This window comes from Pseudomonas sp. FW305-3-2-15-E-TSA4, from assembly GCF_058787295.1.
Window position 1 is genome coordinate 232314 of the sequence record NZ_JBYSZP010000005.1, and the last position, 26481, is coordinate 258794.

The 26481-nt window shown below is 60.5% G+C and carries 26 protein-coding genes, 5 tRNA genes and 1 pseudogene; 16 read left to right on the forward strand and 16 right to left on the reverse strand.

Annotated features, from left to right (window positions below; genetic code table 11):
* Window positions 1-84 precede the first annotated feature (84 nt).
* The 5 genes from AC3WMV_RS08995 to gltX all read right to left on the reverse strand — a co-directional run bounded on the left by AC3WMV_RS08995 (window position 85) and on the right by gltX (window position 2286).
* Window positions 85-160 (reverse strand) — tRNA-Glu (locus AC3WMV_RS08995).
* An 81-nt stretch (window positions 161-241) separates the two neighbouring features.
* Window positions 242-317: transfer RNA gene (locus AC3WMV_RS09000), tRNA-Ala, on the reverse strand.
* A 53-nt stretch (window positions 318-370) separates the two neighbouring features.
* Window positions 371-446 (reverse strand) — tRNA-Glu (locus AC3WMV_RS09005).
* Window positions 447-525: 79 nt separating this feature from the next.
* A tRNA-Ala gene (locus AC3WMV_RS09010) sits at window positions 526-601 on the reverse strand.
* 203 nt (window positions 602-804) lie between these two features.
* A complete protein-coding gene (gltX, locus tag AC3WMV_RS09015) occupies window positions 805-2286 on the reverse strand; it encodes a glutamate--tRNA ligase (protein WP_097088657.1) in 1482 nt (493 codons plus the stop codon).
* A gap of 229 nt (window positions 2287-2515) precedes the next feature.
* Between gltX and AC3WMV_RS09020 the strand changes: the two genes are divergently transcribed.
* Both AC3WMV_RS09020 and AC3WMV_RS09025 read left to right on the forward strand, forming a co-directional pair.
* Window positions 2516-3565 (forward strand): HlyD family secretion protein, encoded by a 1050-nt coding sequence (locus AC3WMV_RS09020; protein ID WP_103369575.1) that lies wholly within the window; start codon window positions 2516-2518, stop codon window positions 3563-3565.
* Window positions 3555-5105, forward strand: a complete 1551-nt coding sequence (locus tag AC3WMV_RS09025; protein WP_097088653.1) for an MDR family MFS transporter — start codon at window positions 3555-3557, stop codon at window positions 5103-5105. Before AC3WMV_RS09020 ends, AC3WMV_RS09025 begins: the two co-directional genes overlap by 11 nt.
* A gap of 114 nt (window positions 5106-5219) precedes the next feature.
* On the opposite strand, the gene uvrB is transcribed toward AC3WMV_RS09025, so the two are convergent.
* On the reverse strand, window positions 5220-7235 hold the full coding sequence (uvrB, locus tag AC3WMV_RS09030; RefSeq protein WP_007969222.1) for an excinuclease ABC subunit UvrB: 2016 nt from the start codon (window positions 7233-7235) through the stop codon (window positions 5220-5222).
* 337 nt (window positions 7236-7572) lie between these two features.
* Between uvrB and AC3WMV_RS09035 the strand changes: the two genes are divergently transcribed.
* Together AC3WMV_RS09035 and AC3WMV_RS09040 are read left to right on the forward strand one after the other, a co-directional pair.
* Entirely contained in the window at window positions 7573-8769 is a 1197-nt protein-coding gene (locus AC3WMV_RS09035) for an amino acid aminotransferase (protein ID WP_027611521.1), read from the forward strand.
* 225 nt (window positions 8770-8994) lie between these two features.
* The gene (locus AC3WMV_RS09040; protein ID WP_097088650.1) at window positions 8995-9195 is read left to right on the forward strand and encodes a hypothetical protein; all 201 of its coding nucleotides are present in this window, start codon (window positions 8995-8997) and stop codon (window positions 9193-9195) included.
* Here the strand turns inward: AC3WMV_RS09040 and AC3WMV_RS09045 are convergent.
* A complete protein-coding gene (locus AC3WMV_RS09045) occupies window positions 9192-9422 on the reverse strand; it encodes a hypothetical protein (RefSeq protein WP_003226459.1) in 231 nt (76 codons plus the stop codon). The two genes, AC3WMV_RS09040 and AC3WMV_RS09045, sit on opposite strands and share 4 nt — an antisense overlap.
* Window positions 9423-9650: 228 nt before the next feature.
* On the opposite strand from AC3WMV_RS09045, the gene AC3WMV_RS09050 reads away from it, so the two are divergent.
* Window positions 9651-9726: transfer RNA gene (locus AC3WMV_RS09050), tRNA-Asn, on the forward strand.
* 186 nt (window positions 9727-9912) lie between these two features.
* Here AC3WMV_RS09050 and AC3WMV_RS09055 read toward each other — a convergent pair.
* A complete protein-coding gene (locus tag AC3WMV_RS09055) occupies window positions 9913-11436 on the reverse strand; it encodes a nucleobase:cation symporter-2 family protein (protein ID WP_103369574.1) in 1524 nt (507 codons plus the stop codon).
* A gap of 252 nt (window positions 11437-11688) precedes the next feature.
* Between AC3WMV_RS09055 and AC3WMV_RS09060 the strand changes: the two genes are divergently transcribed.
* Window positions 11689-11973, forward strand: coding sequence for a BrnT family toxin (locus tag AC3WMV_RS09060; protein ID WP_103369573.1), 285 nt, complete (start codon window positions 11689-11691; stop codon window positions 11971-11973).
* A 3-nt stretch (window positions 11974-11976) separates the two neighbouring features.
* Entirely contained in the window at window positions 11977-12309 is a 333-nt protein-coding gene (locus AC3WMV_RS09065) for a BrnA antitoxin family protein (protein WP_103369572.1), read from the forward strand.
* Between the two features lie 2 nt (window positions 12310-12311).
* Here AC3WMV_RS09065 and AC3WMV_RS09070 read toward each other — a convergent pair whose 3' ends face one another.
* Together AC3WMV_RS09070 and xth are read right to left on the reverse strand one after the other, a co-directional pair.
* Window positions 12312-13139, reverse strand: coding sequence for an arylamine N-acetyltransferase family protein (locus AC3WMV_RS09070; RefSeq protein WP_103369571.1), 828 nt, complete (start codon window positions 13137-13139; stop codon window positions 12312-12314).
* 100 nt (window positions 13140-13239) lie between these two features.
* Window positions 13240-14034 carry an exodeoxyribonuclease III gene (gene xth, locus AC3WMV_RS09075; RefSeq protein WP_103369570.1) on the reverse strand — a complete coding sequence of 265 codons (795 nt, stop codon included), beginning with the start codon at window positions 14032-14034 and terminating at the stop codon, window positions 13240-13242.
* A gap of 127 nt (window positions 14035-14161) precedes the next feature.
* Between xth and AC3WMV_RS09080 the strand changes: the two genes are divergently transcribed.
* Together AC3WMV_RS09080 and AC3WMV_RS09085 are read left to right on the forward strand one after the other, a co-directional pair.
* Window positions 14162-14746 carry a GNAT family N-acetyltransferase gene (locus AC3WMV_RS09080; protein WP_103369569.1) on the forward strand — a complete coding sequence of 195 codons (585 nt, stop codon included), beginning with the start codon at window positions 14162-14164 and terminating at the stop codon, window positions 14744-14746.
* A gap of 90 nt (window positions 14747-14836) precedes the next feature.
* On the forward strand, window positions 14837-15136 hold the full coding sequence (locus tag AC3WMV_RS09085; protein ID WP_103369568.1) for a hypothetical protein: 300 nt from the start codon (window positions 14837-14839) through the stop codon (window positions 15134-15136).
* 92 nt (window positions 15137-15228) lie between these two features.
* Here AC3WMV_RS09085 and AC3WMV_RS09090 read toward each other — a convergent pair whose 3' ends face one another.
* The 4 genes and pseudogenes from AC3WMV_RS09090 to AC3WMV_RS09105 all read right to left on the reverse strand — a co-directional run bounded on the left by AC3WMV_RS09090 (window position 15229) and on the right by AC3WMV_RS09105 (window position 18606).
* The gene (locus AC3WMV_RS09090) at window positions 15229-16797 is read right to left on the reverse strand and encodes a sensor domain-containing diguanylate cyclase (protein ID WP_103369567.1); all 1569 of its coding nucleotides are present in this window, start codon (window positions 16795-16797) and stop codon (window positions 15229-15231) included.
* 223 nt (window positions 16798-17020) lie between these two features.
* On the reverse strand, window positions 17021-17545 hold the full coding sequence (locus AC3WMV_RS09095; RefSeq protein ID WP_103369566.1) for a hypothetical protein: 525 nt from the start codon (window positions 17543-17545) through the stop codon (window positions 17021-17023).
* A 148-nt stretch (window positions 17546-17693) separates the two neighbouring features.
* Window positions 17694-17804: pseudogene (locus AC3WMV_RS09100) on the reverse strand (PAAR domain-containing protein); the annotation flags it as partial.
* Between the two features lie 136 nt (window positions 17805-17940).
* The gene (locus AC3WMV_RS09105; protein ID WP_103369565.1) at window positions 17941-18606 is read right to left on the reverse strand and encodes a ribonuclease T2; all 666 of its coding nucleotides are present in this window, start codon (window positions 18604-18606) and stop codon (window positions 17941-17943) included.
* A 165-nt stretch (window positions 18607-18771) separates the two neighbouring features.
* On the opposite strand from AC3WMV_RS09105, the gene AC3WMV_RS09110 reads away from it, so the two are divergent.
* The 6 genes from AC3WMV_RS09110 to AC3WMV_RS09135 all read left to right on the forward strand — a co-directional run bounded on the left by AC3WMV_RS09110 (window position 18772) and on the right by AC3WMV_RS09135 (window position 24053).
* Complete coding sequence (locus AC3WMV_RS09110; protein ID WP_103369564.1) at window positions 18772-19242, forward strand: hypothetical protein; 471 nt, start codon at window positions 18772-18774, stop codon at window positions 19240-19242.
* Between the two features lie 102 nt (window positions 19243-19344).
* The gene (locus tag AC3WMV_RS09115; protein WP_103369563.1) at window positions 19345-21051 is read left to right on the forward strand and encodes a copper resistance system multicopper oxidase; all 1707 of its coding nucleotides are present in this window, start codon (window positions 19345-19347) and stop codon (window positions 21049-21051) included.
* A gap of 11 nt (window positions 21052-21062) precedes the next feature.
* A complete protein-coding gene (locus AC3WMV_RS09120) occupies window positions 21063-21929 on the forward strand; it encodes a copper resistance protein B (RefSeq protein ID WP_103369576.1) in 867 nt (288 codons plus the stop codon).
* Window positions 21930-21961: 32 nt separating this feature from the next.
* Complete coding sequence (gene copC / locus AC3WMV_RS09125) at window positions 21962-22336, forward strand: copper homeostasis periplasmic binding protein CopC (RefSeq protein WP_027611506.1); 375 nt, start codon at window positions 21962-21964, stop codon at window positions 22334-22336.
* A gap of 3 nt (window positions 22337-22339) precedes the next feature.
* Complete coding sequence (gene copD, locus AC3WMV_RS09130; RefSeq protein WP_103369562.1) at window positions 22340-23209, forward strand: copper homeostasis membrane protein CopD; 870 nt, start codon at window positions 22340-22342, stop codon at window positions 23207-23209.
* A 58-nt stretch (window positions 23210-23267) separates the two neighbouring features.
* A complete protein-coding gene (locus AC3WMV_RS09135) occupies window positions 23268-24053 on the forward strand; it encodes a transporter substrate-binding domain-containing protein (RefSeq protein WP_097088620.1) in 786 nt (261 codons plus the stop codon).
* Here the strand turns inward: AC3WMV_RS09135 and AC3WMV_RS09140 are convergent.
* Entirely contained in the window at window positions 24022-24873 is an 852-nt protein-coding gene (locus AC3WMV_RS09140) for a helix-turn-helix domain-containing protein (RefSeq protein WP_103369561.1), read from the reverse strand. The two genes, AC3WMV_RS09135 and AC3WMV_RS09140, sit on opposite strands and share 32 nt — an antisense overlap.
* A gap of 161 nt (window positions 24874-25034) precedes the next feature.
* Here AC3WMV_RS09140 and AC3WMV_RS09145 point away from each other — a divergent pair, with 161 nt between their 5' ends.
* Complete coding sequence (locus AC3WMV_RS09145) at window positions 25035-25946, forward strand: alpha/beta hydrolase (protein WP_103369560.1); 912 nt, start codon at window positions 25035-25037, stop codon at window positions 25944-25946.
* A 259-nt stretch (window positions 25947-26205) separates the two neighbouring features.
* Here AC3WMV_RS09145 and AC3WMV_RS09150 read toward each other — a convergent pair whose 3' ends face one another.
* Window positions 26206-26421, reverse strand: coding sequence for a hypothetical protein (locus tag AC3WMV_RS09150; protein ID WP_027611503.1), 216 nt, complete (start codon window positions 26419-26421; stop codon window positions 26206-26208).
* Between the last annotated feature and the right edge of the window lie 60 nt (window positions 26422-26481).

The following is a 26481-nucleotide window of genomic DNA, read 5'->3' on the forward strand; positions in this document are numbered from 1 at the left end:
AGGAGAGTTGGCCAAACGCCAGACAAACAAAAGGGCCATTCAATAATTGAATGACCCTTATAAATCCCGCAGAGCGGGTAATCGTGGCGTCCCCTAGGGGACTCGAACCCCTGTTACCGCCGTGAAAGGGCGGTGTCCTAGGCCACTAGACGAAGGGGACACAAACCCTTCTATACAGCTGATCAGTGCTGAGATCTGATCTGATTCAAGGCCGGTGTGGCCAGACCTTGAACTGTAAAATTGGTGGAGCTAAGCGGGATCGAACCGCTGACCTCCTGCATGCCATGCAGGCGCTCTCCCAGCTGAGCTATAGCCCCGGATTTTTCGCCTCGCGGCGGAGCGACATCTTGCAACATCGCTTCTGTAAAACTGGCGTCCCCTAGGGGACTCGAACCCCTGTTACCGCCGTGAAAGGGCGGTGTCCTAGGCCACTAGACGAAGGGGACGCAAACCCTTCTATACAACTGATCAACGCTGAGTGTTGATCGCTTCGGAGCCGGTGTGGCCAGGCTTCGAAGTGTAAATTGGTGGAGCTAGACGGGATCGAACCGTCGACCTCTTGCATGCCATGCAAGCGCTCTCCCAGCTGAGCTATAGCCCCTCATCGTTGATGTCATCGCTGAGGACGGGGCGAATCTTAAGGGCGTATCGAAAGCCTGTCAAACTTATTTTTGAAAAATTTCAAAGTTTTTTGTCGGCATAACAATCACTTACCGCCCTCCCCCCGAAAATCCGGGGGAAAAACGCCGAAGGCCGGAATCAAACGATCCCGGCCTTCGGCGGTAACCGCAGAGTCAGACGTGCTTAAGCAATCGCGCCCAGCAGCTTTTCCCACTCTTTGTTTTCTTTCTTCGACACGCCACCCAGCAGGTCAATCGCCTGGCGCAGACGGAAACGGGTCAGATCCGGGCCGAGGATTTCCATCGCATCGAGCACCGATACCGAACTGGCCTGCCCGGTAATCGCGGCAAACATCAACGGCATCGCGTCACGCAGCTTCAGCTCAAGAGATTCGACCACCGCCTGAATCGTCGCGGTAATGCTGTCCTTCTCCCACTGACGCAGGCTTTCCAGCTTCCACAGGATCAATTGCATCAACTGACGCACCTGATCACCGGAAAGCTTTTTCGATTCGAACAGCTTGGCATCCGGGTTCACGCCACCGGCAAAGAAGAAGCCGCCCAGCGGTGCAACCTGGCTGAAGGTTTCCACGCGCCCCTGCACCAGCGGTGCGATCTTCATCATGTACTCGGAATTGAACGCCCACTTCTGCACGCGTGCGGCGAACTCTTCCACCGGCAGGTCACGCAGCCACTGGCCGTTGAGCCACGACAGTTTCTCGATGTCGAAGATCGGCCCGCCGAGGGACACACGCTTGAGGTCGAAGTTGTCGACCATTTCCTGCAGCGAGAACTTCTCGCGTTCGTCGGGCATCGACCAGCCCATGCGACCGAGGTAGTTGAGCATCGCTTCGGGCATGAAGCCCATGCGCTCGTAGAAGGTCACCGAGGTCGGGTTCTTGCGCTTGGACAGCTTGCTCTTGTCCGGGTTACGCAGCAGCGGCATGTAGCACAGCTCCGGTTGTTCCCAGCCGAAATATTCGTAAAGCAGAATCAGTTTCGGCGCCGATGGCAGCCATTCTTCGCCGCGCAGCACGTGGGTGATGCCCATCAGGTGGTCGTCGACCACGTTGGCGAGGAAGTACGTCGGCAGGCCGTCGGTCTTCATCAGCACTTGCATGTCCATGCGATCCCACGGGATCTCGACATCGCCACGCAGCATGTCCGGCACCACGCAGACGCCTTCGGTCGGCACTTTCATGCGGATCACGTGCGGTTCGCCGGCGGCCAGACGGGCGGCGACTTCTTCCTTCGACAGCAGCAGCGCGCGGCCGTCGTAGCGCGGGGTCTCGCCGCGCGCCATTTGTTCGGCGCGCATCTCATCCAGTTCTTCAGCGGTGCAGAAGCATGGGAACGCATGGCCCATGTCGACCAGTTGCTGGCAATACTTCTGATAGATATCGCCACGCTCGCTCTGCCGGTACGGGCCGTGCGGGCCGCCAACGTCCGGGCCTTCGCTCCAGTCGATCCCCAGCCAGCGCAGGGCGTCGAAGATCTGCTGTTCGGACTCGCGGGTCGAACGCAACTGGTCGGTGTCTTCGATGCGCAGGATGAACTCACCGCCATGCTGCTTGGCAAAGCAGTAGTTGAACAATGCGATGTAAGCGGTACCTACGTGGGGATCCCCGGTAGGCGATGGCGCGATGCGAGTGCGGACGGTGGTCATGGCATGTCTCGAAAAGAATGAAAAGCAAAACAATCAAGCGGCGAATGGTAACAGGCGACACCCGCCCCGCTCCAGCGGGCAGGGCATTTAAGCCAAGTTTGCGTCTGTAACGCCCATAGACCGTGGTGACGGGCCGAATATCAGCCATCGGCATTTACCGTTTATCGGCGGTATGCCAGATTCAGCCGCAGATAACTTTCCTTACAATTCCTCGACTACAGTTTGCCTCATGCCTGCCCAACTCAAGCGTCGCCTGTTTATTTTCCTGCTCCTGGTGCTGTTGATTGCCGGGGGCTTCTTCGCCTATTGGTTTTTCAAGGGGCGCTTTTATGAAAGCACCGATAACGCCTATGTCCAGGGCGAGATCACCCGCGTTTCCAGCCAATTGAGCGCACGCATCGACGAAGTGCTGGTGCAGGACAACCAGCATGTGGAAAAAGGCCAGTTGCTGGTGCGCCTCGAACCCAATGATTTCCGCCTGGCCGTTGACCGCGCCAATGCCGCCCTCGCCACCCGCGAAGCCGAGCGTTTGCAGGCACAAAGCAAATTGACTCAGCAATCGAGCCTGATCGCCGCCAGTGACGCGCAAGTGGCGACCACCCAGGCCACGCTTGGCCGCTCGCAGATGGACTTATCGCGTGCTGAAACCCTGCGCAAACCCGGTTACGTTTCCGAGGAGCGGGTGACCACCCTCTCCGCTGACGCCCATATCGCCCGCTCACAGGTAGCCAAGGCCCAAGCAGATGCACAGAGCCAGCGCCAGCAGGTCAACGCACTGACGGCCGAGATCAAACGCCTCGACGCGCAGATTGCCAACGCCCGTGCAGACATCGCCCAGGCCGAACTCAACCTGACTCGCAGCGAAATCCACGCGCCGATCAGCGGCCTGGTCGGCCAGCGCGCCGCACGCAATGGCCAAGTGGTGCAGGCCGGCGCGTATCTGCTGTCGATCGTCCCGGACGAAGACATCTGGGTGCAGGCCAACTTCAAGGAAACCCAGATCGGCCACATGCAGCCCGGACAGAAAGCCGAGCTGACCTTCGATGCCTACAGCGACACGCCGATCGACGCGCGGGTCGACAGCCTGTTCGCCGCCTCGGGCGCACAGTTCAGCCTGCTGCCGCCGGATAACGCCACCGGCAACTTCACCAAAGTCGTGCAGCGGATTCCGGTAAAACTCACCTTCAAGGCCGACAACCCGCTGCATGGCAAGATCCGCCCGGGCATGTCGGTCACCGCCACCGTGAACATCAAAGACGCTCCAGACAATGGCCGGTGATTCGCTGATCCGCCCCGTTGGCGAACCGACGCGGCGGGACTGGATTGCGGTGATGAGCGTGATGCTTGGCGCGTTCATGGCAGTGCTCGACATTCAGATCACCAACTCCTCGCTCAAAGACATTCAAGGCGCGCTGTCGGCGACGCTGGAAGAAGGCTCGTGGATTTCCACCTCGTATCTGGTCGCGGAAATCATCATGATTCCGCTGACCGCGTGGCTGGTGCAGTTGCTCTCGGCGCGACGCCTGGCGGTGTGGGTGTCGCTGGGTTTTCTGATTTCGTCCTTGCTGTGTTCGATGGCCTGGAGCCTCGAAAGCATGATCGTCTTTCGCGCCATGCAGGGCTTCACCGGCGGCGCGCTGATCCCGCTGGCGTTCACCCTGACCCTGATCAAACTCCCCGAACACCACCGCGCCAAAGGCATGGCGATGTTCGCCATGACCGCGACCTTCGCCCCCTCCATCGGCCCAACCCTTGGCGGCTGGCTCACGGAAAACTGGGGCTGGGAATACATCTTCTACATCAACATTCCTCCGGGGCTGATCATGATCGCCGGGCTGATGTACGGGCTGGAGAAGAAGGAAGCGCACTGGGAAGTGCTGAAAAGCACCGACTACACCGGAATTCTCACGCTGGGTGTCGGCCTCGGCTGCCTGCAAGTCTTTCTCGAAGAAGGCCACCGCAAGGACTGGCTGGAATCGAACCTGATCGTGACCCTGGGCAGCATTGCCCTGCTGAGCCTGATCACCTTCGTCATCGTGCAGATCTCCAAACCCAATCCGCTGATCAACCTCGGCATCCTGCGCAATCGCAACTTCGGTTTGTCGAGCATTTCCAGCCTGGGCATGGGCGTCGGTTTATACGGCTCGATCTATCTGCTGCCGCTGTACCTGGCGCAGATCCAGAATTACAACGCCCTGCAAATCGGCGAAGTGATCATGTGGATGGGCGTGCCGCAGCTGTTCCTGATTCCGCTGGTGCCGAAGCTGATGAAGTTCGTTTCGCCGAAATGGCTGTGCACCCTGGGCTTCGGGCTGTTCGGGCTGGCGAGTTTTTCGTCGGGGGTGCTCAACCCGGATTTCGCCGGGCCGCAGTTCAATCAGATCCAGATCATCCGCGCGCTGGGTCAGCCGCTGATCATGGTCACCATTTCGCTGATCGCTACGGCGTACATCCTGCCGCAGGACGCGGGGTCGGCATCGAGCCTGTTCAACATCCTGCGCAACCTCGGCGGCGCGATCGGCATCGCCCTGCTCGCCACGCTATTGGATGCACGCACCAAAACCTACTTCGATTATTTGCGTGAAGCGGTGGTGCCGACCAATCCGCAAGTGGCCGAGCGGCTGGCGTCGATGACAGACCGGTTTGGCAGTGACACGGCGGCGCTCGGCAAGTTGAGTGAGATCGTGCATCAGCAGGCGCTGATCATGGCCTACAACGACGCGTTTCATTTTGTCGGGATTGCGTTGGGGATCAGCATGCTGGCGATTTTGCTGACCAGAAAATTGCCGCAAGGGCTGAAGGCTGGGGAGTCTCATTAAGACCGCGTTGCCGCCATTCGCGAGCAGGCTCGCTCCCACAGGGGATTTGTGAACGACACAGATCCAATGTGGGAGCGAGCCTGCTCGCGAAGAGGCCCGGTCAGGCGATGAAGCTCAGACAGCCAAAAGCCGCTCGCGCAGTTTGGCAATCTCATCGCGCATCTGCGCCGCCGCTTCGAACTCAAGATCCCGCGCCAACTGGTACATCTTCTCTTCCAGCGCGCGAATGCGTTTGGTGATTTCGCTCGGCGAGCGCAGTTCGGCTTCGTACTTGGCATTTTCTTCGGCAGCCTTGGCCATGCCCTTGCGCTTCTTGCTGCGCGAGCCGGGCACGGTGGCGCCTTCCATGATGTCGGCGACGTCCTTGAACACCCCCTTCGGGGTGATGCCGTTTTCCAGGTTGAAGGCGATCTGCTTGTCGCGACGACGCTCGGTCTCGCCAATCGCCCGTTCCATCGAGCCGGTGATGCGGTCGGCGTAGAGAATCGCCCGGCCGTTGAGGTTCCGCGCGGCCCGGCCAATGGTCTGGATCAGCGAGCGCTCGGAACGCAAGAAGCCCTCCTTGTCCGCATCGAGAATCGCCACCAGCGACACTTCCGGCATGTCCAGACCTTCGCGCAGCAGGTTGATCCCCACCAACACATCGAAGGTACCCAGACGCAGGTCGCGGATAATCTCGACCCGCTCGACGGTGTCGATGTCCGAGTGCAGATAACGCACGCGCACGCCGTGGTCGGCGAGGTAATCGGTGAGGTCTTCGGCCATGCGTTTGGTCAGCGTGGTGACCAGCACCCGCTCCTCGACCGCCACGCGCTTGGTGATTTCCGAGAGCAAGTCATCAACCTGAGTCAGCGCCGGACGCACTTCAACCTGCGGGTCGACCAGACCGGTCGGACGCACCACTTGCTCGACCACGCGCCCGGCATGCTCGGCCTCGTAGTTGCCCGGCGTCGCCGAGACGAAAATGGTCTGCGGGCTCACCCCTTCCCACTCGTCAAAACGCATCGGCCGGTTGTCCAGCGCCGACGGCAAGCGGAAGCCGTATTCCACCAGGGTTTCTTTACGCGAACGGTCGCCCTTATACATCGCGCCGACTTGCGGCACGCTGACGTGAGACTCGTCGATCACCAGCAAGGCGTCGGCCGGCAGATAGTCATACAGCGTCGGCGGCGCGGCACCGGCCGGACGTCCGGACAAGTAGCGCGAGTAGTTTTCGATGCCGTTGCAGTAACCCAGTTCGAGGATCATTTCCAGGTCGAAACGGGTGCGCTGTTCGAGGCGCTGCGCCTCCACCAGTTTGTTGTTGCTGCGCAGGTATTCGAGGCGTTCCTGCAATTCGACTTTGATGTGTTCGATGGCGTCGAGCAGGGTCTCGCGGGGCGTCACGTAGTGACTCTTCGGATAGAAGGTGAAGCGCGGCATCTTGCGGATGACTTCGCCGGTCAGCGGGTCGAACGCGGAGATGCTCTCGACCTCGTCATCGAACAGTTCGATGCGGATCGCTTCCAGATCGGATTCCGCCGGATAGATATCGATCACATCACCGCGCACGCGGAAAGTCGCCCGGGCAAAATCCATGTCGTTGCGGGTGTACTGCAGGTCGGCCAGACGCCGCAGCAAGGCGCGCTGATCGAGTTTGTCGCCGCGATCGACGTGCAGCACCATCTTCAAATAGGTTTCCGGACTACCGAGACCGTAGATGCACGACACCGTGGTGACGATGATCGCGTCCTTGCGTTCGAGCAACGCCTTGGTTGCGGACAAACGCATCTGCTCGATGTGGTCGTTGATCGACGCGTCCTTCTCGATGAAGGTATCGGACGACGGCACATAGGCTTCGGGCTGGTAGTAGTCGTAGTAGGAAACGAAATACTCGACCGCGTTGTTCGGGAAGAACGCCTTGAACTCACCATACAGCTGCGCGGCGAGGGTCTTGTTCGGCGCCAGCACCAGCGTCGGGCGCTGTACCTGCGAGATGACATTGGCGATGCTGAAGGTCTTGCCCGAGCCGGTCACACCGAGCAGCGTCTGGTGCGCCAGCCCAGCCTCGATGCCCTCGACTAATTGGCGGATGGCTTCAGGCTGATCGCCGGCGGGCTCGAAGCGGGTGACTAGCTGGAATTCGGACATACACACCTCTGGGATCGCGGCTCACGCAGAAAACAGCCGAGCCGCGGGGATGACCGCAAACGACCGTTGTCGCCCAAGGAAAAACGAAGATTGTGCTCAATGTGGAGCCGATTGCCTCGCCTTTCAAGGCAAACGTCCTACATCCGGTAAAGTCTCTGACAGAGTCAATCGACTAACGGTCAAGAAATAATCGGAAAAACTTGCCTGAAAAGCTGAATCGCCTGTCGCCATTGCTCAGTGATGGCCTCTATACTAGCTCCCCGTTTGTGCACCGCTCTAGTGCATTCGGCTGGAGCGCGACACGTCCCTCCACTCTCCATTCAGAGCCGCCGTAATAATGAGCCTGTTCTCCGCTGTCGAAATGGCACCCCGCGATCCAATCCTGGGCCTCAACGAAGCATTCAACGCCGATACCCGAACCACCAAGGTCAACCTGGGTGTAGGTGTTTACTGCAACGAAGAGGGGCGAATTCCCCTGCTGCGCGCGGTGATCGAAGCCGAAACCATTCGCGCTGCGCAGCACGCTTCCCGTGGCTACCTGCCGATCGACGGCATCGCGGCCTACGACCAGGCGGTGCAAAAGCTGCTGTTCGGTAACGACTCGCCGCTGATCGCTGCCGGTCGCATCGTCACCACTCAGGCGGTCGGCGGTACCGGCGCGCTGAAAATCGGTGCCGACTTCCTCAAGCAACTGCTGCCGAACGCCGTTGTGGCAATCAGCGACCCAAGCTGGGAAAACCACCGCGCGCTGTTCGAAACCGCTGGTTTCCCAGTGCAGAACTACCGTTACTACGACGCTGCCACCCACGACGTGAACCGTGCCGGCATGCTCGACGACCTCAACGCCCTGCCGAACGGCTCGATCGTTGTGCTGCACGCCTGCTGCCATAACCCGACCGGCGTCGACCTGACCCCGGCTGACTGGAAGAACGTGCTGGATGTGGTCAAGGCCAAAGGTCACGTACCGTTCCTCGACATGGCTTACCAGGGTTTCGGCGACGGCATCGACGAAGACGCCGCGGCTGTGCGTCTGTTCGCTGAATCGGGCCTGACTTTCTTCGTTTCGAGCTCGTTCTCCAAGTCGTTCTCGCTGTACGGCGAGCGCGTTGGCGCCCTGTCGATCGTCAGCGAATCGAAAGAAGAAAGCGCGCGCGTGCTGTCGCAGGTCAAGCGTGTGATCCGCACCAACTACTCCAACCCGCCGACCCACGGTGCAAGCATCGTCGCCGCCGTGTTGAACAGCCCGGAACTGCGCGCCCAGTGGGAAGCCGAACTGGCAGAAATGCGCCTGCGCATTCGCGGCATGCGCGAGCAGATGGTTGCCCTGCTGGCGGAAAAAGCCCCGCAGCGTGACTTCAGCTTCGTCGGTCGTCAGCGCGGCATGTTCTCCTACTCCGGCCTGACCACCGAACAGGTGCACCGCCTGCGCAACGAGTTCGGCATCTATGCGCTGGACACCGGCCGCATCTGCGTCGCGGCACTGAACCAGAGCAATATCAAAGCGGTCACGGATGCGATCGTTCAGGTCATCTGATTTCGCCTGGCAATGAAAAACGGGAAGCCTTGGGGCTTCCCGTTTTTTATTTGTCCCGGAAAACTATCCGAACCCTCTAGACTGCACACAGATTCCATTGTGGGAGCGGGCTTGCTCGCGAAAGCGGTGCATCAGGCGACAAAAATACTGGCTGGGCCGACGCCTTCGCGAGCAAGCCCGCTCCCACAGGTTTTGTGTACACCTCAGAGTTCTGCGAGAACACCTATGAAAAACGACAACCTGCGCGCTGACCGAGACGACCTGGATGACTTCATCCCCCGCACCCCGGCCAAACGCGACAAAAGCCTGGTGCTGCAAGTCGCAGCGGGCGTCTTCCTCGGCGGCCTGGCCCTGTGGCTGGTGCAACTGGCCGCCACCGCCGCTTACGCCAAACTGATGCTCGGTACGATCACCTTCGGCGGTTAGGCGAGTTCCGTCGCCCGTTGACTGGCCGCATCGTCATACGCGACGTAGAGCGATTCGGCGATCTGGCTCTTGATCGCCTTGGTGCTTTCCAGACCGAGCACGAACCCTTCGGCCTTGCCGCCAGCACGGTTCAGCTCTTCAGCGGTGCTGGCCTGGGTGATCGCGTCGAAGAGTTTCTCGGCGTGCGGGCCAACGCCCTTGGGCAGACTGATTTGCGTGACGCTCATACGAGCACCTCGCGTGAAAGGGAAACAATAACGGTTCGAGTCATGGCGCGTACCTTTTCGGCGAATGGCCGGCAGCGCGTGTCACCACTTCCGGGCAACCATGGTAGACCTGTGAGGCGGTTCTGGTAACCGCCAATCGCTGACAAAACACCGTCCGTCCTGCCGAACGCAGAAAATTTACACCCGACGCTTGACTTCTCTTTTTGAATCAGTAACATACGCACCAATTCCGCAATAGCTCAGTTGGTAGAGCAAATGACTGTTAATCATTGGGTCCCTGGTTCGAGTCCAGGTTGTGGAGCCAAATAGCAAAGCCCCTGAATCGAAAGATTCAGGGGCTTTTTTGTGGGCGCTCGAAAAGTCAAAAGATCGCAACCTGCTGCAGCTCCGATCCCCTGTAGGAGCTGCCGCAGGCTGCGATCTTTTGCTCTTCAAACCAAAAAGGCCGATCTGTCTCACAACAGATCGGCCTCTTTCATCCATTCAGCGCTCAAACATGCTCGCTGCTCTTCATCTGGGTCTTCGGCGCACCATGCCCATGATCGTGTTCATCAGGCTCGATCACCGGCACTTCCTTGCCATCGCAATCGTGCAGCTTGCCGTCGCTGAAGTAATCGCCCTCACGCAGCGCCGCCAGGTCGCGATAACGCAGGGTGCGCTCTTCCGCGGCGGCGAAAACCGACTGCTGATCCGAGTTGCCGGCAGTGAAGTGGTTGAAAGTCAGATTCAGCACGATCGCCATGATCGCAGAGGAGCTGATGCCCGAGTGGAAAATGGTCGCGAACCAGCTCGGGAAATGATCGTAGAAGTTCGGCGCGGCAATCGGGATCATGCCGAAGCCGATCGAGGTGGCGACGATGATCAGGTTGACATTATTGCGGTAATCGACCTTCGACAGCGTGCGAATCCCGCTCGCCGCCACCGTACCGAACAGCACGATACCGGCGCCGCCCAGCACCGACGTCGGCACTGCTGCGATCACCCGGCCCATGAACGGCAGCAGACCGAGAATCACCAGGAAGATACCGCCTGTGGCCACCACGAAACGGCTCTTGATCCCGGTCACCGCCACCAGCCCGACGTTCTGCGCGAAGGCGCTCTGGGTGAACGAACCGAAGATAGGGGCAAACATGCTCGACAGCATGTCCGCGCGCAGACCGTTGCCCAGGCGTTTGGAGTCGACCTTGGTGCCGATGATCTCACCGACCGCCAGAATGTCCGCCGAGGTTTCCACCAGGGTCACCATGACCACGATGCACATCGACAGGATCGCGGCGAAGTGGAAGGTCGGCATGCCGAAGTGGAACGGCGTCGGGAAGCCGAACATCGGCCCTTGGGTGACACCGGAGAAATCCGCCATGCCGAGGAACACCGCCAGAATCGTGCCGATCACCATGGCCAACAGGATCGACAGACGTGAGATGGTCGAGCTGCCGACCTTGCTCAGCAGCAACACCAGCACCAGCGTCACCGCCGCCAGACCGATGTTCTGCATGCTGCCGAAGTCCGGCGCGTGGCTATTGCCACCCATGGCCCAGCGCGCGGCCACCGGCATCAGCGTGAGGCCGATGGTGGTGATCACGATACCGGTGACCAGTGGAGGGAAAAACTTGGTGATTCGCGAGAACACCGGGGTGATCAGCAAGCCGATCAACGATGCGGCAATCACCGCGCCCAGCACCGACTGGAAGCCGCCCTCCCCGCCACTGCTGACAATCGCGACCATGGTCGCCACACCGGAAAACGACACGCCCTGCACCAGCGGCAACTGACAGCCAAAAAACGGTAGACCCAGGGTTTGCAGCAGTGTCGCCAGCCCCCCCGCAAACAATGAAGCAGCAATCAACAAACCAATGTCCGCCGGCGACAGCCCGGCCGCCTGGCCGATGATCAGTGGCACCGCAACGATACCGCCGTACATGGTCAGAACATGTTGCAGGCCGTAAGCCATATTCGCGCCGACCCCGAGATTTTCGTCCTCGGGCCGTTGGTGTGAAACATGGGGCGTTTTCATGTGGGGGGTTCCCTGGTTTTTGTTATGCGCACACTGTATTCAATACTCGGGACAAATGTCCATAGAGTTGTATACAACTTGTCAGTCACATAATGGATAGGTAGCCACCCAAGCTTCTATCTCGCCACCTCCATCTCCCACAAATCCGGCAACACATCCCCTCCTGCCCCCGGTTTTTATCGCACTAGGCTGAATTGTTCATGGCGACCAGCGGTGCACCGGCGCTCTTTTTATACATATAAAGTATGCATAATGAAGTCATTCGAAATTCAGTACGACAAAAGCGAGAACGCAGCCAACAAACTCAAGCACAGGGGCGTCAGCCTTGCCGAGACCGAGCCGGTCTTTCATGACGAACGCGCGCTGACGATCGAGGACAACGACCATGACGAACAGCGCTGGATCACCCTCGGCCTCGACGGCAAAGGGCGCTTGCTGGTGGTTGCGTACAGTTATCGCGAAGCCAACGTCGTACGAATCATTTCTGCACGTGTCGCCACACCGAGCGAACGTCGCGCATATTTTCTGGAGGCTTGATCAATGAAAGACGAATACGATTTCTCGCAGGGCAAGCGCGGTGCCTTGGCGTCCACCAAGGGCAAGACTCGCATCACCATCATGCTCGATGACGCGGTCATCGAAGCCGCCCGCAGCGTGGCGGAAAACGAAGGCTTCGGTTATCAGACGGTGATCAACAACACTCTGCGCCATGCCCTGCTGGAGGCTGGCAGCAAAACGCAAGACGTCGAGCCGCACCACTCCGGGCAATTCAAGAAAGGCATCACCGCCGCCGACCTCAAGAGCCTGGAAAAAAAGCTGTCGGCGGCGGTCGGGGAAATCCGCCGGGTACTGGAACCGGAGGCCAAGCCCTGAGATCAGGCTGGTACAAGCATCCGCGCCAGCGACTGACGCACATGCGGCTGGTCAGGCACGCGCAAGCCGAACTCCTGCTCCAGCACCTTGATCAACTCATCGACATCCGCCACCTCGCGTCGCTCGCTGTCGGCGCCCATGTGGTGAATCGCGAAGCTGCCGTTGTTCAGGGTCCGCCGCCAGCCATCGCCAGTGCGCGCAACCATCAGCCGTTTGGCGAACGGTGACTCGGGATGGGTCGAGACGTACCAGTTGCCAAGGGTGTAATCGATGTCTTCCTGGCGTTGCAGATCAAACAGGTACATCGCGCGCCATTCGCCGGCGACATTGGCGCGCAGCATGTAACCATCGGCCTGTTTCTCGATGCGATAGGACTCGTGCGGCGTCGCCTGTTCAGCCTCGGTATCGAGCAGCAGCGGCGCGGTCGGCACCATACCACCGAAGCCGACATCGGTGATGTAACGCTCGCCGTCGATGATCACCAGGCTCAAGCGATGCGTACGGGCCGTCCAGGTGCCCTCGGGTTGCGCCAGCACCACGCGCCCGGAGATGCCACGGGCCTCGAAGCCCAACTCCTGCAGCAACGCCAGAAACAGATTGTTCAGTTCGTAGCAGTAACCACCCCGGCCACCGTGGAGAACCTTTTGTTCGACCGACGCCAGATCGATCAGCACCGGCGCGCCAGTGATCGTCGACAGGTTCTCGAAGGGAAAGACGCCGGTATGGCGCAACTGCAACTGCCGCAGGGTTTCCAGGGTCGGTGCCGGTGGAGCGTCGAACCCCAGGTGTTGCAGGTACAACGTCGGATTCGCCAGACGTGGCTCGCTCATTGCTCAGTCCTTTTGCATGTGGCCGCGCATTGCTGCGCCGATGGCCGACATGTATACGGGATCGCCCCCGGACTCCGACAATTGATTTCGCCAATCAGCGCTACGGACGCTTGCGCGAACCGATGCGAATCCAGGTCGGCGCATGGTCGCTGGCGTGCGGTTCGTTGCGCACCCAGGCGTCGACGCCGGCCTCGTGCAGATACGGGCTGAGTGCCGGGTTGAGCAGCAGATGATCGATGCGCAGACCGGAGTTGGTTTGCCAATGCTGGCGGAAGTAATCCCAGAAGGTGTAGAGGCGATCGTCGGGATACAGATGGCGCAGCGAATCAGTCCAGCCTTGATCAAGCAGCCGCTGATAACACTCGCGGCTTTCGGGTTGCAGCAGCGCATCCTTGAGCCAGGAGCGGGTGTTGTAGATGTCCATGTCAGTGGGTACCACGTTGTAATCGCCGGCAAGCACCACCGGATGATCGCTGCTTTGCAAATCCTTGGCGTAGCGGATCAAGCGTTCGAACCAGGCCAGTTTGTAGTCGAACTTCGGCCCCGGCTGCGGATTGCCATTGGGCAGGTACAGGCAGCCGACCAACACACCGTGCACCGCCGCCTCCAGATAACGGCTGTGCTTGTCCTCGGGATCGCCCGGCAGACCGCGGCGACTCTCCAGCGGCTGCGCATCGCGAGCGAGAATCGCCACGCCGTTCCACGACGCCTGCCCGTGCCAGATCGCGCCGTACCCCGCTGCCTCCAGTTCGGCGGCGGGGAATGCACTGTCGACCAACTTGAGTTCCTGCAGACAAGCGATGTCCGGTTGCTCGCGCTTGAGCCACGCCAGCAGGTTCGGCAAGCGTGCGCGCAGGCCGTTGACGTTGAACGTGGCGATCCGCAGGTTTTTCATCGTCCAGGCTCCGGCGAACAAGGTGTGAAATTTGTGACCCTTTGCTAAAGGCGGTGGTTGCATCGGATCAACCGGCTGCGGCGTAATAGGCGCTCGTCACTGCCCCAAACTGCCGAGACTCGCCTCCATGCTCACCACGCTGCAAGGCCCGCGCATCCTCCTGCGTCCACTTCAGTACAGCGACGCCGACGCCCTGCTCCGCGCTGCCGCCGACGGCGAACTGTGGAACCTCACCGTCACTGTGGTGCCGTCGGCGAGCACCATCGACAGCTATCTGAAAAAAGCCCTCGACGGCCGTGATGCCGGCACGGTCATGCCGTTTGTGATCGTGTTGAAGGATAGCGGCGAAGTGATCGGCTCGACCCGGTTCTGGAAGATCGACCCGCTCAATCGCAAACTGGAAATCGGCAGCAGCTGGATCTCGGCACGCTGGCAGAAATCCTTCGTCAACACCGAAGCCAAATACCTGATGTTGCGCCATGCCTTCGAGGTGCTCGACTGCGTGCGAGTGCAGTTCACCACCGACGAGAACAACCAGAAGTCGCGCAACGCGATTCTGCGCCTCGGTGCGCAACAGGAAGGCATTGTGCGCCACGAGCGGCTCATGCCGGACGGCCGCAAGCGTAACTCGGTGCGTTTCAGCATTATCGATGACGAATGGCCGCAGGTGCGGCAGGCGCTGGAGCAGAAGCTGGCTGAGGATCGAGGCTGAGGCTCGACAACCGCTCGTCAGCCAATCGGCACCAACGGCTGCTGCCGTCAGACCAAAGTCAGGTAACCGACCCTTTCTGGAGACGTAACCATGACAACGCGCAAACTGACTTCCCTGTTGCTCACCGGGCTGCTGGCCACCGCCTCTGTCGGCGCTTTTGCCGCCAATGACGGGGCAGATGCCTCAGGCACCAAATCCGGTGCTACAAGCGGCACCAACATGCCACCCAACACTAATCCCGGAGCACCGAAAAACGGTGACAGTACTGATGGCGCCGGCAAGGGTACCGGCACTAACAGCGGCACCATGGGTTCTGGATCGGGAGCGGGGGGCGGCACCGGTTCGGCCGGCGGCGGAACTGGCGGTGCCGGTGGTGGCACAGGCAGCTGAACGAACAAGCGTGACCGCTGGTGATCCGGCATGAAGGCATGAATCTGTGGCGCTGGAATCTGATTCCTCGCCACAGATCCAGCGCGGAGGCTTTAGCGATCCGAACGCATCAGCTCGGCAACACCCTCCTCCAGCGACAACACCGCCGCGCGATTGCGCCCGGCATTTTTTGCCTGATACAGCGCCGCATCAGCACGCTGGATAAACACTTCGAGGCTGTCATTGCCGCTCGGAATAAATGAGTAGCAACCCAGACTCACCGTCAGGTAACCGGTGGGCGAACCGCTGTGAGTAATGCGTTTATCCATCACGCTGCGACGGATCTGCCCGGCAATCGCCAGCGTGCCGTTGATGTCGTTGCCCGGCAGCAACACCGCGAACTCCTCGCCACCGTAGCGCACCGCCAGGTCAGACTTGCGTTGCGAGCAGTTCTTCAGCACCTGGGCCACCTCAGTCAGGCAGTGATCCCCTGCCACATGCCCGTAGGCATCGTTGTAGCGCTTGAAGAAATCGATATCGAGCATGATCAGGCCGACCGGACTCGACTGCCGTGCACCGCGGGCAAATTCGACTTCCAGCGAGCGTTCGAACAGCCGCCGATTCGCCAGCCCCGTCAGGCTGTCATGGGTAGCGATCTGCTCCAGTGTGCGCTGTGCCTTACGCAGGTTTTTCTCGATTCGCTCACCGTCGCGCACCTGATGAATGAACACCCAGCCGAACAGGCCGACGCCAAGAATCACCAGCGCCACAATCACGCTGGACTGAAAGGCTCGCTCGTACCAACCCTTGAGAATCGTGTCGCGCGAAGAGGCGGACGCTACCACCAGCGGGTAAGCCGCCAACTGGCGGTAGCCGTACAAGCGCACCACGCCGTCGACCACCGACTTGATCATCGCAGTGCCGGCCGGGGCCTCGGGCAGCAGCTTCTGGTAGATCCTGCCTTGCGCCAGCGACGAGCCGATCAGGCCTTCGTCGAACGGTCGCCGCGCCAGCAACGTGCCGTCCTTGAGTCCGAGAAACATGATGCCGTTGTCATCGAGGCTGAAGCTTTTGAAGAACCGGTCGAAGTACGCCATCTTGATCCCGGCCATCAGCACGCCCTGGAAGTTGCCGGCGCGGTCGTTGATGCGTTTCGAGATCGGGATGATCCACTGGCCATTCTCGCGGCTGCGAATCGCCGGGCCGATGTGCGCCACGGTAGAAGCGTTTTGCTGGTGAAACCTGAAGTACTCGCGGTCGGCCACACCCTTGCCACGGGGCAGGTCCGGGAACGAGGTGATCACCCACTGGCCCTCGCGATCGAAGAGGAACATGCCGTGCAACTGCTCCAGTTGTTGCACCCGACGCGCGAAGGTTTTTTGCAGACGTGGTCGCTGCGCGGCGCCATAACCATCGTCCTCGACCCAATCAGCGAGACTGGTGAGCACCAGGTCAGCGGCCAGAAACGTGTCCTCGGCCTGCTGCGCCATGGCTCGGGTCAGGTTGGTCGACGCGATCTGCGCGTTCGCCAGGTCCTGACGCCGTGTCTGCTCCAGTTGCAGATAGAGCAAGCCAGACAGGCACAGGCACACCGCAACGATGAACAGCGCTGCCGCCTTGCGCAGTGGCAGGCGTTTAAGCGTGCCGGGAGTCTGATGGGGGTCGTGAATGGGGATTGGCAAAAACGTGTCCTGGGCAGGTACGACAGGGGCCGCAGCCCGAAACCCTTACTTTTCATGAGCGTAGCCCAGCGGGGTGCGCACAGCAAACCCGCCCCGCCAACACACGCCTGCCCCGCTGTATCGGCGCGCAAGGGATTTGGATGACCTCCGCACGTCGATTTATTTTCAGTGGTGGTTTTGCGGGCGATCGCCCTCGCGTATCTGCGCAGGGCACCGATGACGCCTATCGGGGTTTGTTGATTTCGCGCAGCAGATCCGCGACCGGCAGGTTCATGGTTTTTGAGTAGTAGGGTTTGTAGCCGTACGCGGTGACGACGACTTTGCAGGGGATTTGTTGTTTGTTCGCGAGGAGTTGATTCAGTTCTGTTACTGAAAGATTTCTCTCAGAACTTCGGTTGCTGGAAGTTTCACTGAGGAATGCGCGAGTAAGGTAGGAAAACTTTCCCTTGTTGTTTTCATTTTTTTCCGATCGTATCAAACCGGATGCGGAGAACTGTATGGCTTTGCCTACTGAGAAATCATGATCATCCGCCAATGCGCAATGAAGCATGCCCGAAATCATCCCAACTCGCTCCCCGCGATCAAAAAGATCCAACACATCAACGTCCGACTGATACCGGATGATGTATAGCAGCGACTTTTCTCTTTCCACAGATTCGAAGTTCAGGTTTGCGGGAGGCTTTACGTGGTTCTTCGCACAACCAGAGCAAATAGCGAGTAAAACGCAAAGGAGTAGCCTGTACATCATGGAAACTCCTTCATGATTGAGTCAAAAAGCATATCGCCTGCCGGCTTGCCCCCGGCGATACGGGCAGTAAACAACCCCAAAGCATTTGCATGATTTGTGTCTACATTGACGTTTAATGAAGGGCCAAAGGAGATAAGCCACTTTTCACCAATCCGTCGAAATTCACATTCGGCGAGCCACTGGCAATCGGATTGGTGCCATGTCCCGGGAGTGGGCAGGCGGTTGGGTCGGTGACGCGGGCGGCGGGTTTTCTGCTCATGAACAGCTCCTTGCAGTGTTGCGGGTCATCCTTTTTGGGGGCGCAAGCATGCGTGAATTTTCCGGTTGCTTCAAACCTTCAGGCAAAAAAAGGCGCCCGATCGAGGCGCCTTTTTTATTCGTGCAAACCACTCACATCAACGCGATGGCGGCACCCGAATATCCCCCGCCCGGCACTGGGTCTTCACGCCCTTGCCGCACGCACCAAACTGCAGATCTTTGCCCATGCACACGCGCACTTCCGAGAGTTCCGGGCCGCTGCAGATCACCGCGATGCCATTGGCCGGGATCCCCGGGTTGGCCTTGCGGAACAGGTCGGCGATTTCCTGGGCTTCGAAGTAATACGAGGAGCTGAACGGTTGCAGCTCCTGCGGAATTTTCACCGCGCCGACGGCTTTGTCCGCTTCGTCCAGATAACCGATTGCGCCCAGACCGCTGCAGGTGCCGTGCTTGGACCATTCGTGATCGAGCAGTTTCTTGGTCGGGAACAGCGTCAGGCCCTTGGTGGTTTCCGCCGCCGACAGCGTGGTCAGCGGTGGGCAGGATTCCGGCCAGCCGCCGTTGGCGTATTGCGGCCACAAGCCGTGCAGCACGAAGCCGTAGCCCTTGCCGGAGCATTGCACGTCATCTTTGTGGGTGAGGCAGAAGGTTGGCGACCAGGACAGCGTCAGCAGGTAGTAATCGAACTGCCCCGCTACCGCTTCCGTTTGCACCTTGCTGGCGTTCGACTGACGCGCCGAACTCAGGCCGATGCTACCGGCCGTCAGCGCGATCAGCGCCAGAATTGTAAACAGCTTTTTCATGTACCCGCTCCTTGGGACGCCTGCGTCCGTGGTTTTCGATGCTGACCAGACTTGGCCAGCGCGGATTTCGCCATGCTTGTGTTGCAAGCGCATGACGCAAGGCAAGGCCGTACGCCGTTGAACGGTCTACGATTAACAGGCAGACATCAAACCAAGGGATCCGAAATGAGTAAAGCAGACGAACTGGCCGCCAAACTCAAGCAAACCCGGCACACCCATGCGGATGCCGCGCTGGAGATCGATTGCTGGCCGGCGCAGGTCTACGATCTGTACCACCGCATCGAGGCCTGGCTGCAACCCGTCACCGAAGTCGGCCTGAAAATCCGTCGCAACCCGACCCACGTTTGCGAAAGCTCACCCGATGGTGAAAGCCACGATTACGCGATCGACCAACTGGTGATCGAAGCCAATCAACAAACCCTGACATTTGATCCCGTCGCCCGGTTTACCGAGGACGGCGCCGGCCGCGTGCAGATCACCCTGCCGGATCGCAACACCTACCTGTTGCGCACCGTCGATGAACATCATGAGAGCCATTGGTGGTTGCAAACGGTGGAAACCGGGCAAGAACTGGATGCGATTGCGCTGACCGAGAACAATCTGTTGCAGGTGGTGCAGGAAGGGCTCGGCCTATAACGCGAGTGGCCAAACTGTCAAAACTGTAATCCCCCTCTCAGCCAACTGAAAGCCAGCGCTGGGTAGCCTCCCCGTCATGAATCAAACGGGGACTTCCAGCGCATGCCTTCCAACACCTCAAGACGCACCTTCGTCAAAGGCCTGGCCGCCAGCGGCCTGCTCGGCGGCCTCGGTCTGTGGCGCGCGCCGGTCTGGGCGTTGCCCCCGCCTGGGCAGATCAACGAACTGAGCGGCAGCGAATTCGAGCTGTTCATCGGCGAAACCCCGGTCAACTTCACCGGCAGCCCGCGCACTGCGCTGACCATCAATGGCAGTCTGCCCGGCCCGTTGTTGCGCTGGCGCGAGGGTGACACGGTGACGCTGCGGGTGCGCAATCGGCTCAAGGACAGCACCTCGATTCATTGGCACGGGATCCTGCTGCCGGCCAACATGGACGGCGTGCCGGGTCTGAGTTTTCACGGCATCGAACCCGGCGGCGTATACGTCTACCAGTTCAAGGTGCGGCAGCACGGCACTTACTGGTATCACAGCCATTCCGGCTTGCAGGAGCAGGCCGGGGTTTACGGGCCGCTGGTGATCGACGCGAAAGAGCCGGAGCCGTTCCAGTACCACCGCGACTACGTGGTGATGCTCAGCGACTGGACCGACGAAGACCCGGCCAGCCTGATGAAGACCCTGAAAAAGCAGTCCGACTACTACAACGACCACAAGCGCACCGTTGGCGATTTCATCGACGACGTCAGCGACAAAGGCTGGGGCGCCACCGTCGCCGACCGCACGATGTGGGCGCAAATGAAGATGAACCCCACCGACATCGCCGACGTCAGTGGCGCCACCTACACCTTCCTGATCAACGGCCATACGCCCGACAGCAACTGGACCGGGCTGTTTCGCCCCGGCGAGAAACTGCGTCTGCGGCTGATCAACGGCTCGGCCATGACTTACTTCGACGTGCGCATTCCGGGGCTGAAAATGACCGTGGTCGCGGCGGACGGTTTGCACGTCAAACCGGTCAGCGTCGACGAGCTGCGCATCGCCGTGGCGGAAACCTACGACGTGATCGTCGAGCCTGACAGCGAGGCCTGCACCCTGTTTGCCCAGGCCATGGATCGCAGCGGTTACGCCCGCGCCACCCTCGCCACCCGCGCCGGTCTGGTAGCACCGGTGCCTGCGCTGGACTCGCGCCCGTTGGTGACCATGGATGACATGGGCATGGCCGGCATGGATCACGGCTCGATGGACATGAGCGCCATGGCGGGCATGGATCACTCGGCGATGGGCCCGATGCAATCGCACCCCGCCAGCGAACAGGACAATCCGCTGGTGGACATGCAAGCCATGAGCACCGCGCCGAAACTCGACGACCCTGGCCTCGGCCTGCGCAACAACGGCCGTCGCGTGCTGACCTACGCCGACCTGCGCAGCACTTTCGAAGACCCGGACGGCCGCGATCCCGGGCGCACGATCGAGCTGCACCTGACCGGGCACATGGAGAAATTCGCCTGGTCGTTCAACGGCATCAAATTCTCCGACGCCGAGCCGCTGCGCCTCAAGTACGGCGAGCGCATTCGTCTGGTGCTGGTCAACGACACCATGATGACCCACCCCATCCACCTGCACGGCATGTGGAGCGATCTGGAAGACGAGAACGGCAACTTTCAGGTGCGCAAACACACCATCGACATGCCCCCCGGTACCCGTCGCAGCTACCGGGTGACGGCCGATGCATTGGGCCGCTGGGCCTATCACTGCCATCTGCTTTATCACATGGAAACCGGCATGTTCCGCGAAGTGCGGGTGGAAGAATGAAGGGGCCGAACATGACTCGATTCGCAGCGTTCTCCTTGTTAATCCTCGGCAGCTCCGTCATGGCCGCCGACGACATGCAAGGCATGGATCACAGTCAGATGCCCGGCATGGATCACTCGATGCAGAGCATGGACGACGGCATGATGCAGCCCGCCGCGCCGACTGAAAGTCGCACGCCGATCCCGGTGCTGACCGACGCCGACCGCGCCGCCGTGTTTGTCAGCCCCGCCGGCCATCAGGTGCACGACAGCGCGATCAACAGCTACTTCCTCGCCGACAAACTCGAATGGCAAAACGCCGATGACGGCAGCGCTTTGGCCTGGGATCTGTCCGGCTGGATCGGCGGCGACATTGATCGCCTGTGGCTGCGCTCCGAAGGCGAACGCAACAACGGCAAAACCGAGGACGCCGAGCTCCAGGCATTGTGGGGCCACGCGATTTCGCCGTGGTGGGACGTGGTCAGCGGCGTGCGTCAGGACTTCAAACCCGGCGCGCCGCAAACCTGGGCCGCGTTCGGCGTGCAGGGCATGGCGCTGTACAACTTCGAAGCCGAGGCCACGGCGTTTCTCGGTGAGGGCGGACAAAGCGCGCTGCGGCTGGAGGGCGATTACGACATTCTGCTGACCAATCGGCTGATCCTGCAGCCCACCGCCGAGCTCAACGTCTACGGCAAAAACGACCCGCAACGAGGCCTCGGCTCCGGCCTGTCGAACACTGAAGCCGGCCTGCGCCTGCGCTACGAAATCCGCCGCGAATTTGCGCCGTACCTCGGCGTGACGTGGCACCGCACCTACGGCAACACCGCCGATTACGTCCGCGAAGAAGGCGAAAGTCGCAGCGAAGCACGGCTCGTGCTTGGTGTGCGGCTGTGGTTCTGAATTCCCACTGAAAAACACCCCAGAGGTCTTGCATGCGCACGTTGAATATCACCCTTGTACTCGCCAGCGGATTGCTCTTGAGCAGCCTCGCTCAGGCTCACCCGAAACTGCTGTCATCAACCCCGGCCGAAGGTGCCGACGGCGCGGCTCCCGACAAGATCGAACTGCACTTTTCCGAGAGCCTGCTGACTCAGTTCTCCGGCGCCAAACTGGTGATGACCGAGATGCCCGGCATGGCCCATTCGCCGATGCCGATGAAGGCCAGAGTCAGCGCCGGCAGCGACCCGAAATCCATGCTCGTCACCCCGCTCACGCCGTTGCCCGCCGGCACCTACAAGGTCGAGTGGCGCGCGGTGTCGTCCGACACGCACCCGATCACCGGCAACGTCACGTTCAAAGTGCAGTGAGCGATGGCTGAACTGATCAACATCATTCTGCGCCTGGCGTTGTATGTGGATTTGCTGCTGTTGTTCGGGGTGGCGTTGTTTGCGCTGTACAGCGTGAACGCGCCGCTGCGGTTCAGGCCGCTGTTGCGTGGATTGGCGTTGCTCGGTGCGCTGCTGTCGGTGGCTGGATTGCTGCTGATGACGAGCGCCATGAGTGGCGAAACCGAATTCGCCGCACTCTGGCCGCACCTGCAGATGATGCTGCTGGAAACGGACGTCGGGCTGGCGTGGGCGCTGCGCATGATTGCACTGATCGTGGTGCTGGCTCAGCCGGGGAAGTGGCTCGCGTCGATGACCGGCGCGGTCGCCCTCACCTCCCTTGCGTGGAGTGGGCACGGAGCAATGGACGAGGGCTCGCTGCGGGTCTGGCATTTCCTCAGCGACATCCTGCATCTGCTGGCGGCGGGGGCATGGTTGGGCGGTATGCTGGCGCTGGTGCTGCTGGTGCGGGGTCATGTGGATGAAGCACGGATTCGCCTGCTGGCAGAGGCGGTGAAACGCTTCGAATGGATCGGCGCGGCGATTGTGCTGACGCTGTCGGTGAGCGGCGTGGTCAATTACCTGTTCATCGTCGGCCCGAGGCTGGACGACGTGCTGCTCGGCACCTATGGGATGTTGCTGGCGATCAAGGTTTTGCTGTTTGCCGCGATGCTGGTGCTGGCGGCGCTGAACCGCTTTCACCTTGGGCCTGCGCTGGAGCGATCCATACGCGATGGACAGCACGGGATCGCGGCGAATGCACTCAGGCGCAGCGTGCTGCTGGAACTGGGCCTGGCCCTGCTGATCGTGGCGTTGGTGGCGTGGCTCGGCACGTTGAGTCCGGACTCGGGATGACACCCGCGAAGGCCTTTCACTACACTGGCTTACCGTCCTCTGCAGAAGCCCGATGTCCATGACCATTCTAAAAAGCACGATGATCCTTTGCGGCGCGCTGACCCTGGCCGCTGGCGTTCAGGCGCAGGAAAGCCCTTCGCACCTCGACAGCATCCAGCAACAAGGCCAACTGCGCGTCTGCACCACCGGCGACTACAAGCCCTACACCTTCAAGCGCACCGACGGCGACTTCGAGGGCATCGACATCGCCATGGCGCGCTCGCTGGCCGACAGCCTCGGAGTGAAAGTCGAGTGGGTGCAAACCACCTGGAAAACCCTGATGCCGGACATGCAGGCCGGGAAGTGCGACATCGGCATGGGCGGGATTTCGGTGACGCTGGACCGGCAGAAAAAAGCCTACTTCAGCGACACCCTCGACAGCGACGGCAAGATCCCGCTGGTGCGCTGTGCCGAGCAGGCCAAGTACCAGACCATCGAGCAGATCAACCAGCCCAACGTGCGTCTGGTCGAACCCGCCGGCGGCACCAACGAAGCCTTCGTCCACGCCTTCCTGCCCAAGGCGCAACTGGCGCTGCACGACAACGTGACGATCTTCCAGCAACTGCTCGACAACAAGGCCGACGTGATGATCACCGACGCCTCGGAAGCGCTGTATCAGCAGAAACTCAAACCGGGGTTGTGCGCGGTGAATCCGCACCAATACATGCAGTACGGCGAGAAGGCGTACCTGCTGCCGCGCGATGACATCAGCTGGAAACTGTACGTTGATCAGTGGCTGCATCTGAGTAAAGTCACTGGCAGTTATCAGAAGGTCATTGGTGAGTGGCTGGCAGTGCCGCAATAAGCGTTTCCAGCGCTTCGCTGGCCTCGCTGCCCGGCGCGGCGGTCATGACGATGAGCGCCTGATCCGGGCTCTCGGCGCATGACACCATCTGCCAGTCGAGGCTGAGTTTACCCACCTGCGGATGCAAAAAGGTTTTGCTGCCGCAGGTCGGGCTGGCCACCAGATGCGTCGCCCACCAGCGGCGAAAATCTTCGTCACGCAGCGACAGTTCGCCAATCAGCGAAGCCAGCCTCGGGTCATCGGGAAACCGCGCGGTGTCCATGCGCAAAAACGCCACGCAGTTGCGCCCGTTGTTCTCCCAATCGATGTACAGACTGCGAAACCTCGGGTCGAGAAATGACAACCGAATCAGGTTGCGCTGCTCGATCGGTATCTCGGCGAAGTCGACGTAAAGTGCGGCAGCCAACGGGTTCCACGCCAACACATCCATGTAGCGCCCGATGACCATCGCCGGAATGCCCTGCAGATTGTCCAGCAATCGTTGGGTCTGCGGGCCGACGGTTTGCCGGCGATGCTGATCGACCGTGGTTCGCCCCAGACGCGCCAGTCGATAGAGGTAATCCAGATCATCCTCGCGCAGGCGCAACGTGCGGGCGACCGCCGCCAATGCGGATTTAGACGGCGACAAGCGCCCCTGCTCCAGGCGTGTGTAGTAATCGACACTGATGCCGGCCAGCATCGCCACCTCTTCGCGGCGCAAACCGGCGACGCGGCGTGCCCGACCGGCGTCGGCGGGTAAACCGACTTGCGTCGGTTCGAGTTCGGAACGACGGGCGCGGAGGAATTCGCCGAGGTCGTTGGGGCTGGTGTGTGTATTCATGGGGCGATCATTGCGCGCGAGCGCGTCCGGGGGAAGGCAATCCTTATCATAGGAAAGTTTTTCCCAGGATCCGCGCTCTCTTTTTGCCTCCCACCCACGGCGGCAATCTGTGCCTCGTCAGCCGCCACCTGCGGCATCGCAGCAACCCGTGGAGTGCACCTATGAAAACCAACGTCAGCTTCCTCAGTAACGGCCTCAAACTCGCCGGCCACCTCTACACCCCGGACGACCTGCAACCCGGTGAACAACGCCCGGCCATCGTCGTCGCCCACCCGTTCGGCGGCGTCAAGGAGCAGACCGCCGGCCTCTACGCCGCCAAACTCGCGGCCAAAGGCCTGATCGCCCTCGCCTACGACGCCAGCTACCAGGGTGAAAGCGCAGGTGAACCGCGCTACCTCGAAGACCCGTTCGTCCGCGCCGAAGACATCAAGAGCGCGGTGGACTTCCTCGCCAACCACGCCTCGGTCAACTCACAACGCATCGGCGCCCTCGGCATCTGCGCTTCCGGTGGTTACGTGCCCTTCGCCGCCCAGACCGACCGCCGCATCCGCGCCGTCGCCACCGTGAGCGCCGCCGACATCGGCCTGCTTTACCGCGAAGGCCTTGGCGGCAGCGTCAGCCCGGAACAGCTCAAACAACTGCTGGAACAAGTCAGCGAACAACGCACTCGCGAAGCCCGTGGCGAACCGGTGTGCATCGACCCGATCGTTCCGGAAACCGCCGATATCAACGCCGACACCCCGACCCTGTTCCGCGAAGGCAGCGACTACTACCGCACCCCGCGTGCGCAACATCCCAACTCGCCGAACAAGTACGTGTTCACCAGCATCGGCCGGATCGCGGCGTACTCGTCCTACGAGCACATCGAACTGATCTCGCCGCATCCGCTGCTGATGATTGCCGGCTCGGAAGCCGACACCCGTTACTTCAGCGAAATGGCGATCGAGAAGGCGCTGGAGCCGAAGGAATTGGTGCTGATCGAGGGCGCAAGCCACATCGACCTGTACGACAAGGAACAGTTCGTCGGGCCGGCGGTGGAGAAAATGGTGGGGTTCTTCAAGCAGTATCTGTAAGCGACAGGCACAAAAAAAGGCGCCCGACATGGGCGCCTTTTTATTGGCCTGTACACTGAACCTGAGGATCTAATTGAAGCTATGGAGCTAATTGCACCTGTAGAGCCAAGTAAACCTGTGGAGGCAATTACACCTGTGGCGAGGGGATTTATCCCCGATGGACTGCGTAGCAGTCCTGCTGTTTTAAAAGTGGGGTCGCTTCGCGACCCATCGGGGATAAATCCCCTCGCCACAGGGTCAGGGTCAGCCTCGATTTTGATCAATCGTCATGCAACATCCCTGAGCTGTACTGATTCAAGCTGCTGCCAATGCTGTTGCCGCCAAACTTCAGGGTCGTCGCATGACTGCGCCCCTCCGGCGATTGGCAATCCGAGGAGAAACAACTGGTGGTGGTCAGCCCACCGGCGCCCGAACAGGCACTCAATACCGAGACAGCTGCGGCGATCAACAGCACTTTGACGACATTGGTGCGCATGGTACAGCTCCCTTGGGATGATCTTGTGCAAGCATCCTAGGCGTTCGCCGCACCCGGCAA

Coding starts and splice junctions, on each gene's coding strand:
- AC3WMV_RS09135 (WP_097088620.1), top strand. CDS start 23,268: ATGACCATTCTAAAAAGCACGATGATCCTTTGCGGCGCGCTGACCCTG.
- AC3WMV_RS09120 (WP_103369576.1), top strand. CDS start 21,063: ATGACTCGATTCGCAGCGTTCTCCTTGTTAATCCTCGGCAGCTCCGTC.
- AC3WMV_RS09085 (WP_103369568.1), top strand. CDS start 14,837: ATGACAACGCGCAAACTGACTTCCCTGTTGCTCACCGGGCTGCTGGCC.
- uvrB (WP_007969222.1), bottom strand. CDS start 7,235: ATGTCCGAATTCCAGCTAGTCACCCGCTTCGAGCCCGCCGGCGATCAG.
- gltX (WP_097088657.1), bottom strand. CDS start 2,286: ATGACCACCGTCCGCACTCGCATCGCGCCATCGCCTACCGGGGATCCC.
- AC3WMV_RS09065 (WP_103369572.1), top strand. CDS start 11,977: ATGAAAGACGAATACGATTTCTCGCAGGGCAAGCGCGGTGCCTTGGCG.
- AC3WMV_RS09035 (WP_027611521.1), top strand. CDS start 7,573: ATGAGCCTGTTCTCCGCTGTCGAAATGGCACCCCGCGATCCAATCCTG.
- AC3WMV_RS09070 (WP_103369571.1), bottom strand. CDS start 13,139: ATGAGCGAGCCACGTCTGGCGAATCCGACGTTGTACCTGCAACACCTG.
- AC3WMV_RS09080 (WP_103369569.1), top strand. CDS start 14,162: ATGCTCACCACGCTGCAAGGCCCGCGCATCCTCCTGCGTCCACTTCAG.
- AC3WMV_RS09040 (WP_097088650.1), top strand. CDS start 8,995: ATGAAAAACGACAACCTGCGCGCTGACCGAGACGACCTGGATGACTTC.
- AC3WMV_RS09105 (WP_103369565.1), bottom strand. CDS start 18,606: ATGAAAAAGCTGTTTACAATTCTGGCGCTGATCGCGCTGACGGCCGGT.
- copC (WP_027611506.1), top strand. CDS start 21,962: ATGCGCACGTTGAATATCACCCTTGTACTCGCCAGCGGATTGCTCTTG.
- AC3WMV_RS09110 (WP_103369564.1), top strand. CDS start 18,772: ATGAGTAAAGCAGACGAACTGGCCGCCAAACTCAAGCAAACCCGGCAC.
- AC3WMV_RS09055 (WP_103369574.1), bottom strand. CDS start 11,436: ATGAAAACGCCCCATGTTTCACACCAACGGCCCGAGGACGAAAATCTC.
- AC3WMV_RS09025 (WP_097088653.1), top strand. CDS start 3,555: ATGGCCGGTGATTCGCTGATCCGCCCCGTTGGCGAACCGACGCGGCGG.
- AC3WMV_RS09140 (WP_103369561.1), bottom strand. CDS start 24,873: ATGAATACACACACCAGCCCCAACGACCTCGGCGAATTCCTCCGCGCC.
- xth (WP_103369570.1), bottom strand. CDS start 14,034: ATGAAAAACCTGCGGATCGCCACGTTCAACGTCAACGGCCTGCGCGCA.
- copD (WP_103369562.1), top strand. CDS start 22,340: ATGGCTGAACTGATCAACATCATTCTGCGCCTGGCGTTGTATGTGGAT.
- AC3WMV_RS09020 (WP_103369575.1), top strand. CDS start 2,516: ATGCCTGCCCAACTCAAGCGTCGCCTGTTTATTTTCCTGCTCCTGGTG.
- AC3WMV_RS09115 (WP_103369563.1), top strand. CDS start 19,345: ATGCCTTCCAACACCTCAAGACGCACCTTCGTCAAAGGCCTGGCCGCC.
- AC3WMV_RS09150 (WP_027611503.1), bottom strand. CDS start 26,421: ATGCGCACCAATGTCGTCAAAGTGCTGTTGATCGCCGCAGCTGTCTCG.
- AC3WMV_RS09045 (WP_003226459.1), bottom strand. CDS start 9,422: ATGAGCGTCACGCAAATCAGTCTGCCCAAGGGCGTTGGCCCGCACGCC.
- AC3WMV_RS09095 (WP_103369566.1), bottom strand. CDS start 17,545: ATGATGTACAGGCTACTCCTTTGCGTTTTACTCGCTATTTGCTCTGGT.
- AC3WMV_RS09145 (WP_103369560.1), top strand. CDS start 25,035: ATGAAAACCAACGTCAGCTTCCTCAGTAACGGCCTCAAACTCGCCGGC.
- AC3WMV_RS09060 (WP_103369573.1), top strand. CDS start 11,689: ATGAAGTCATTCGAAATTCAGTACGACAAAAGCGAGAACGCAGCCAAC.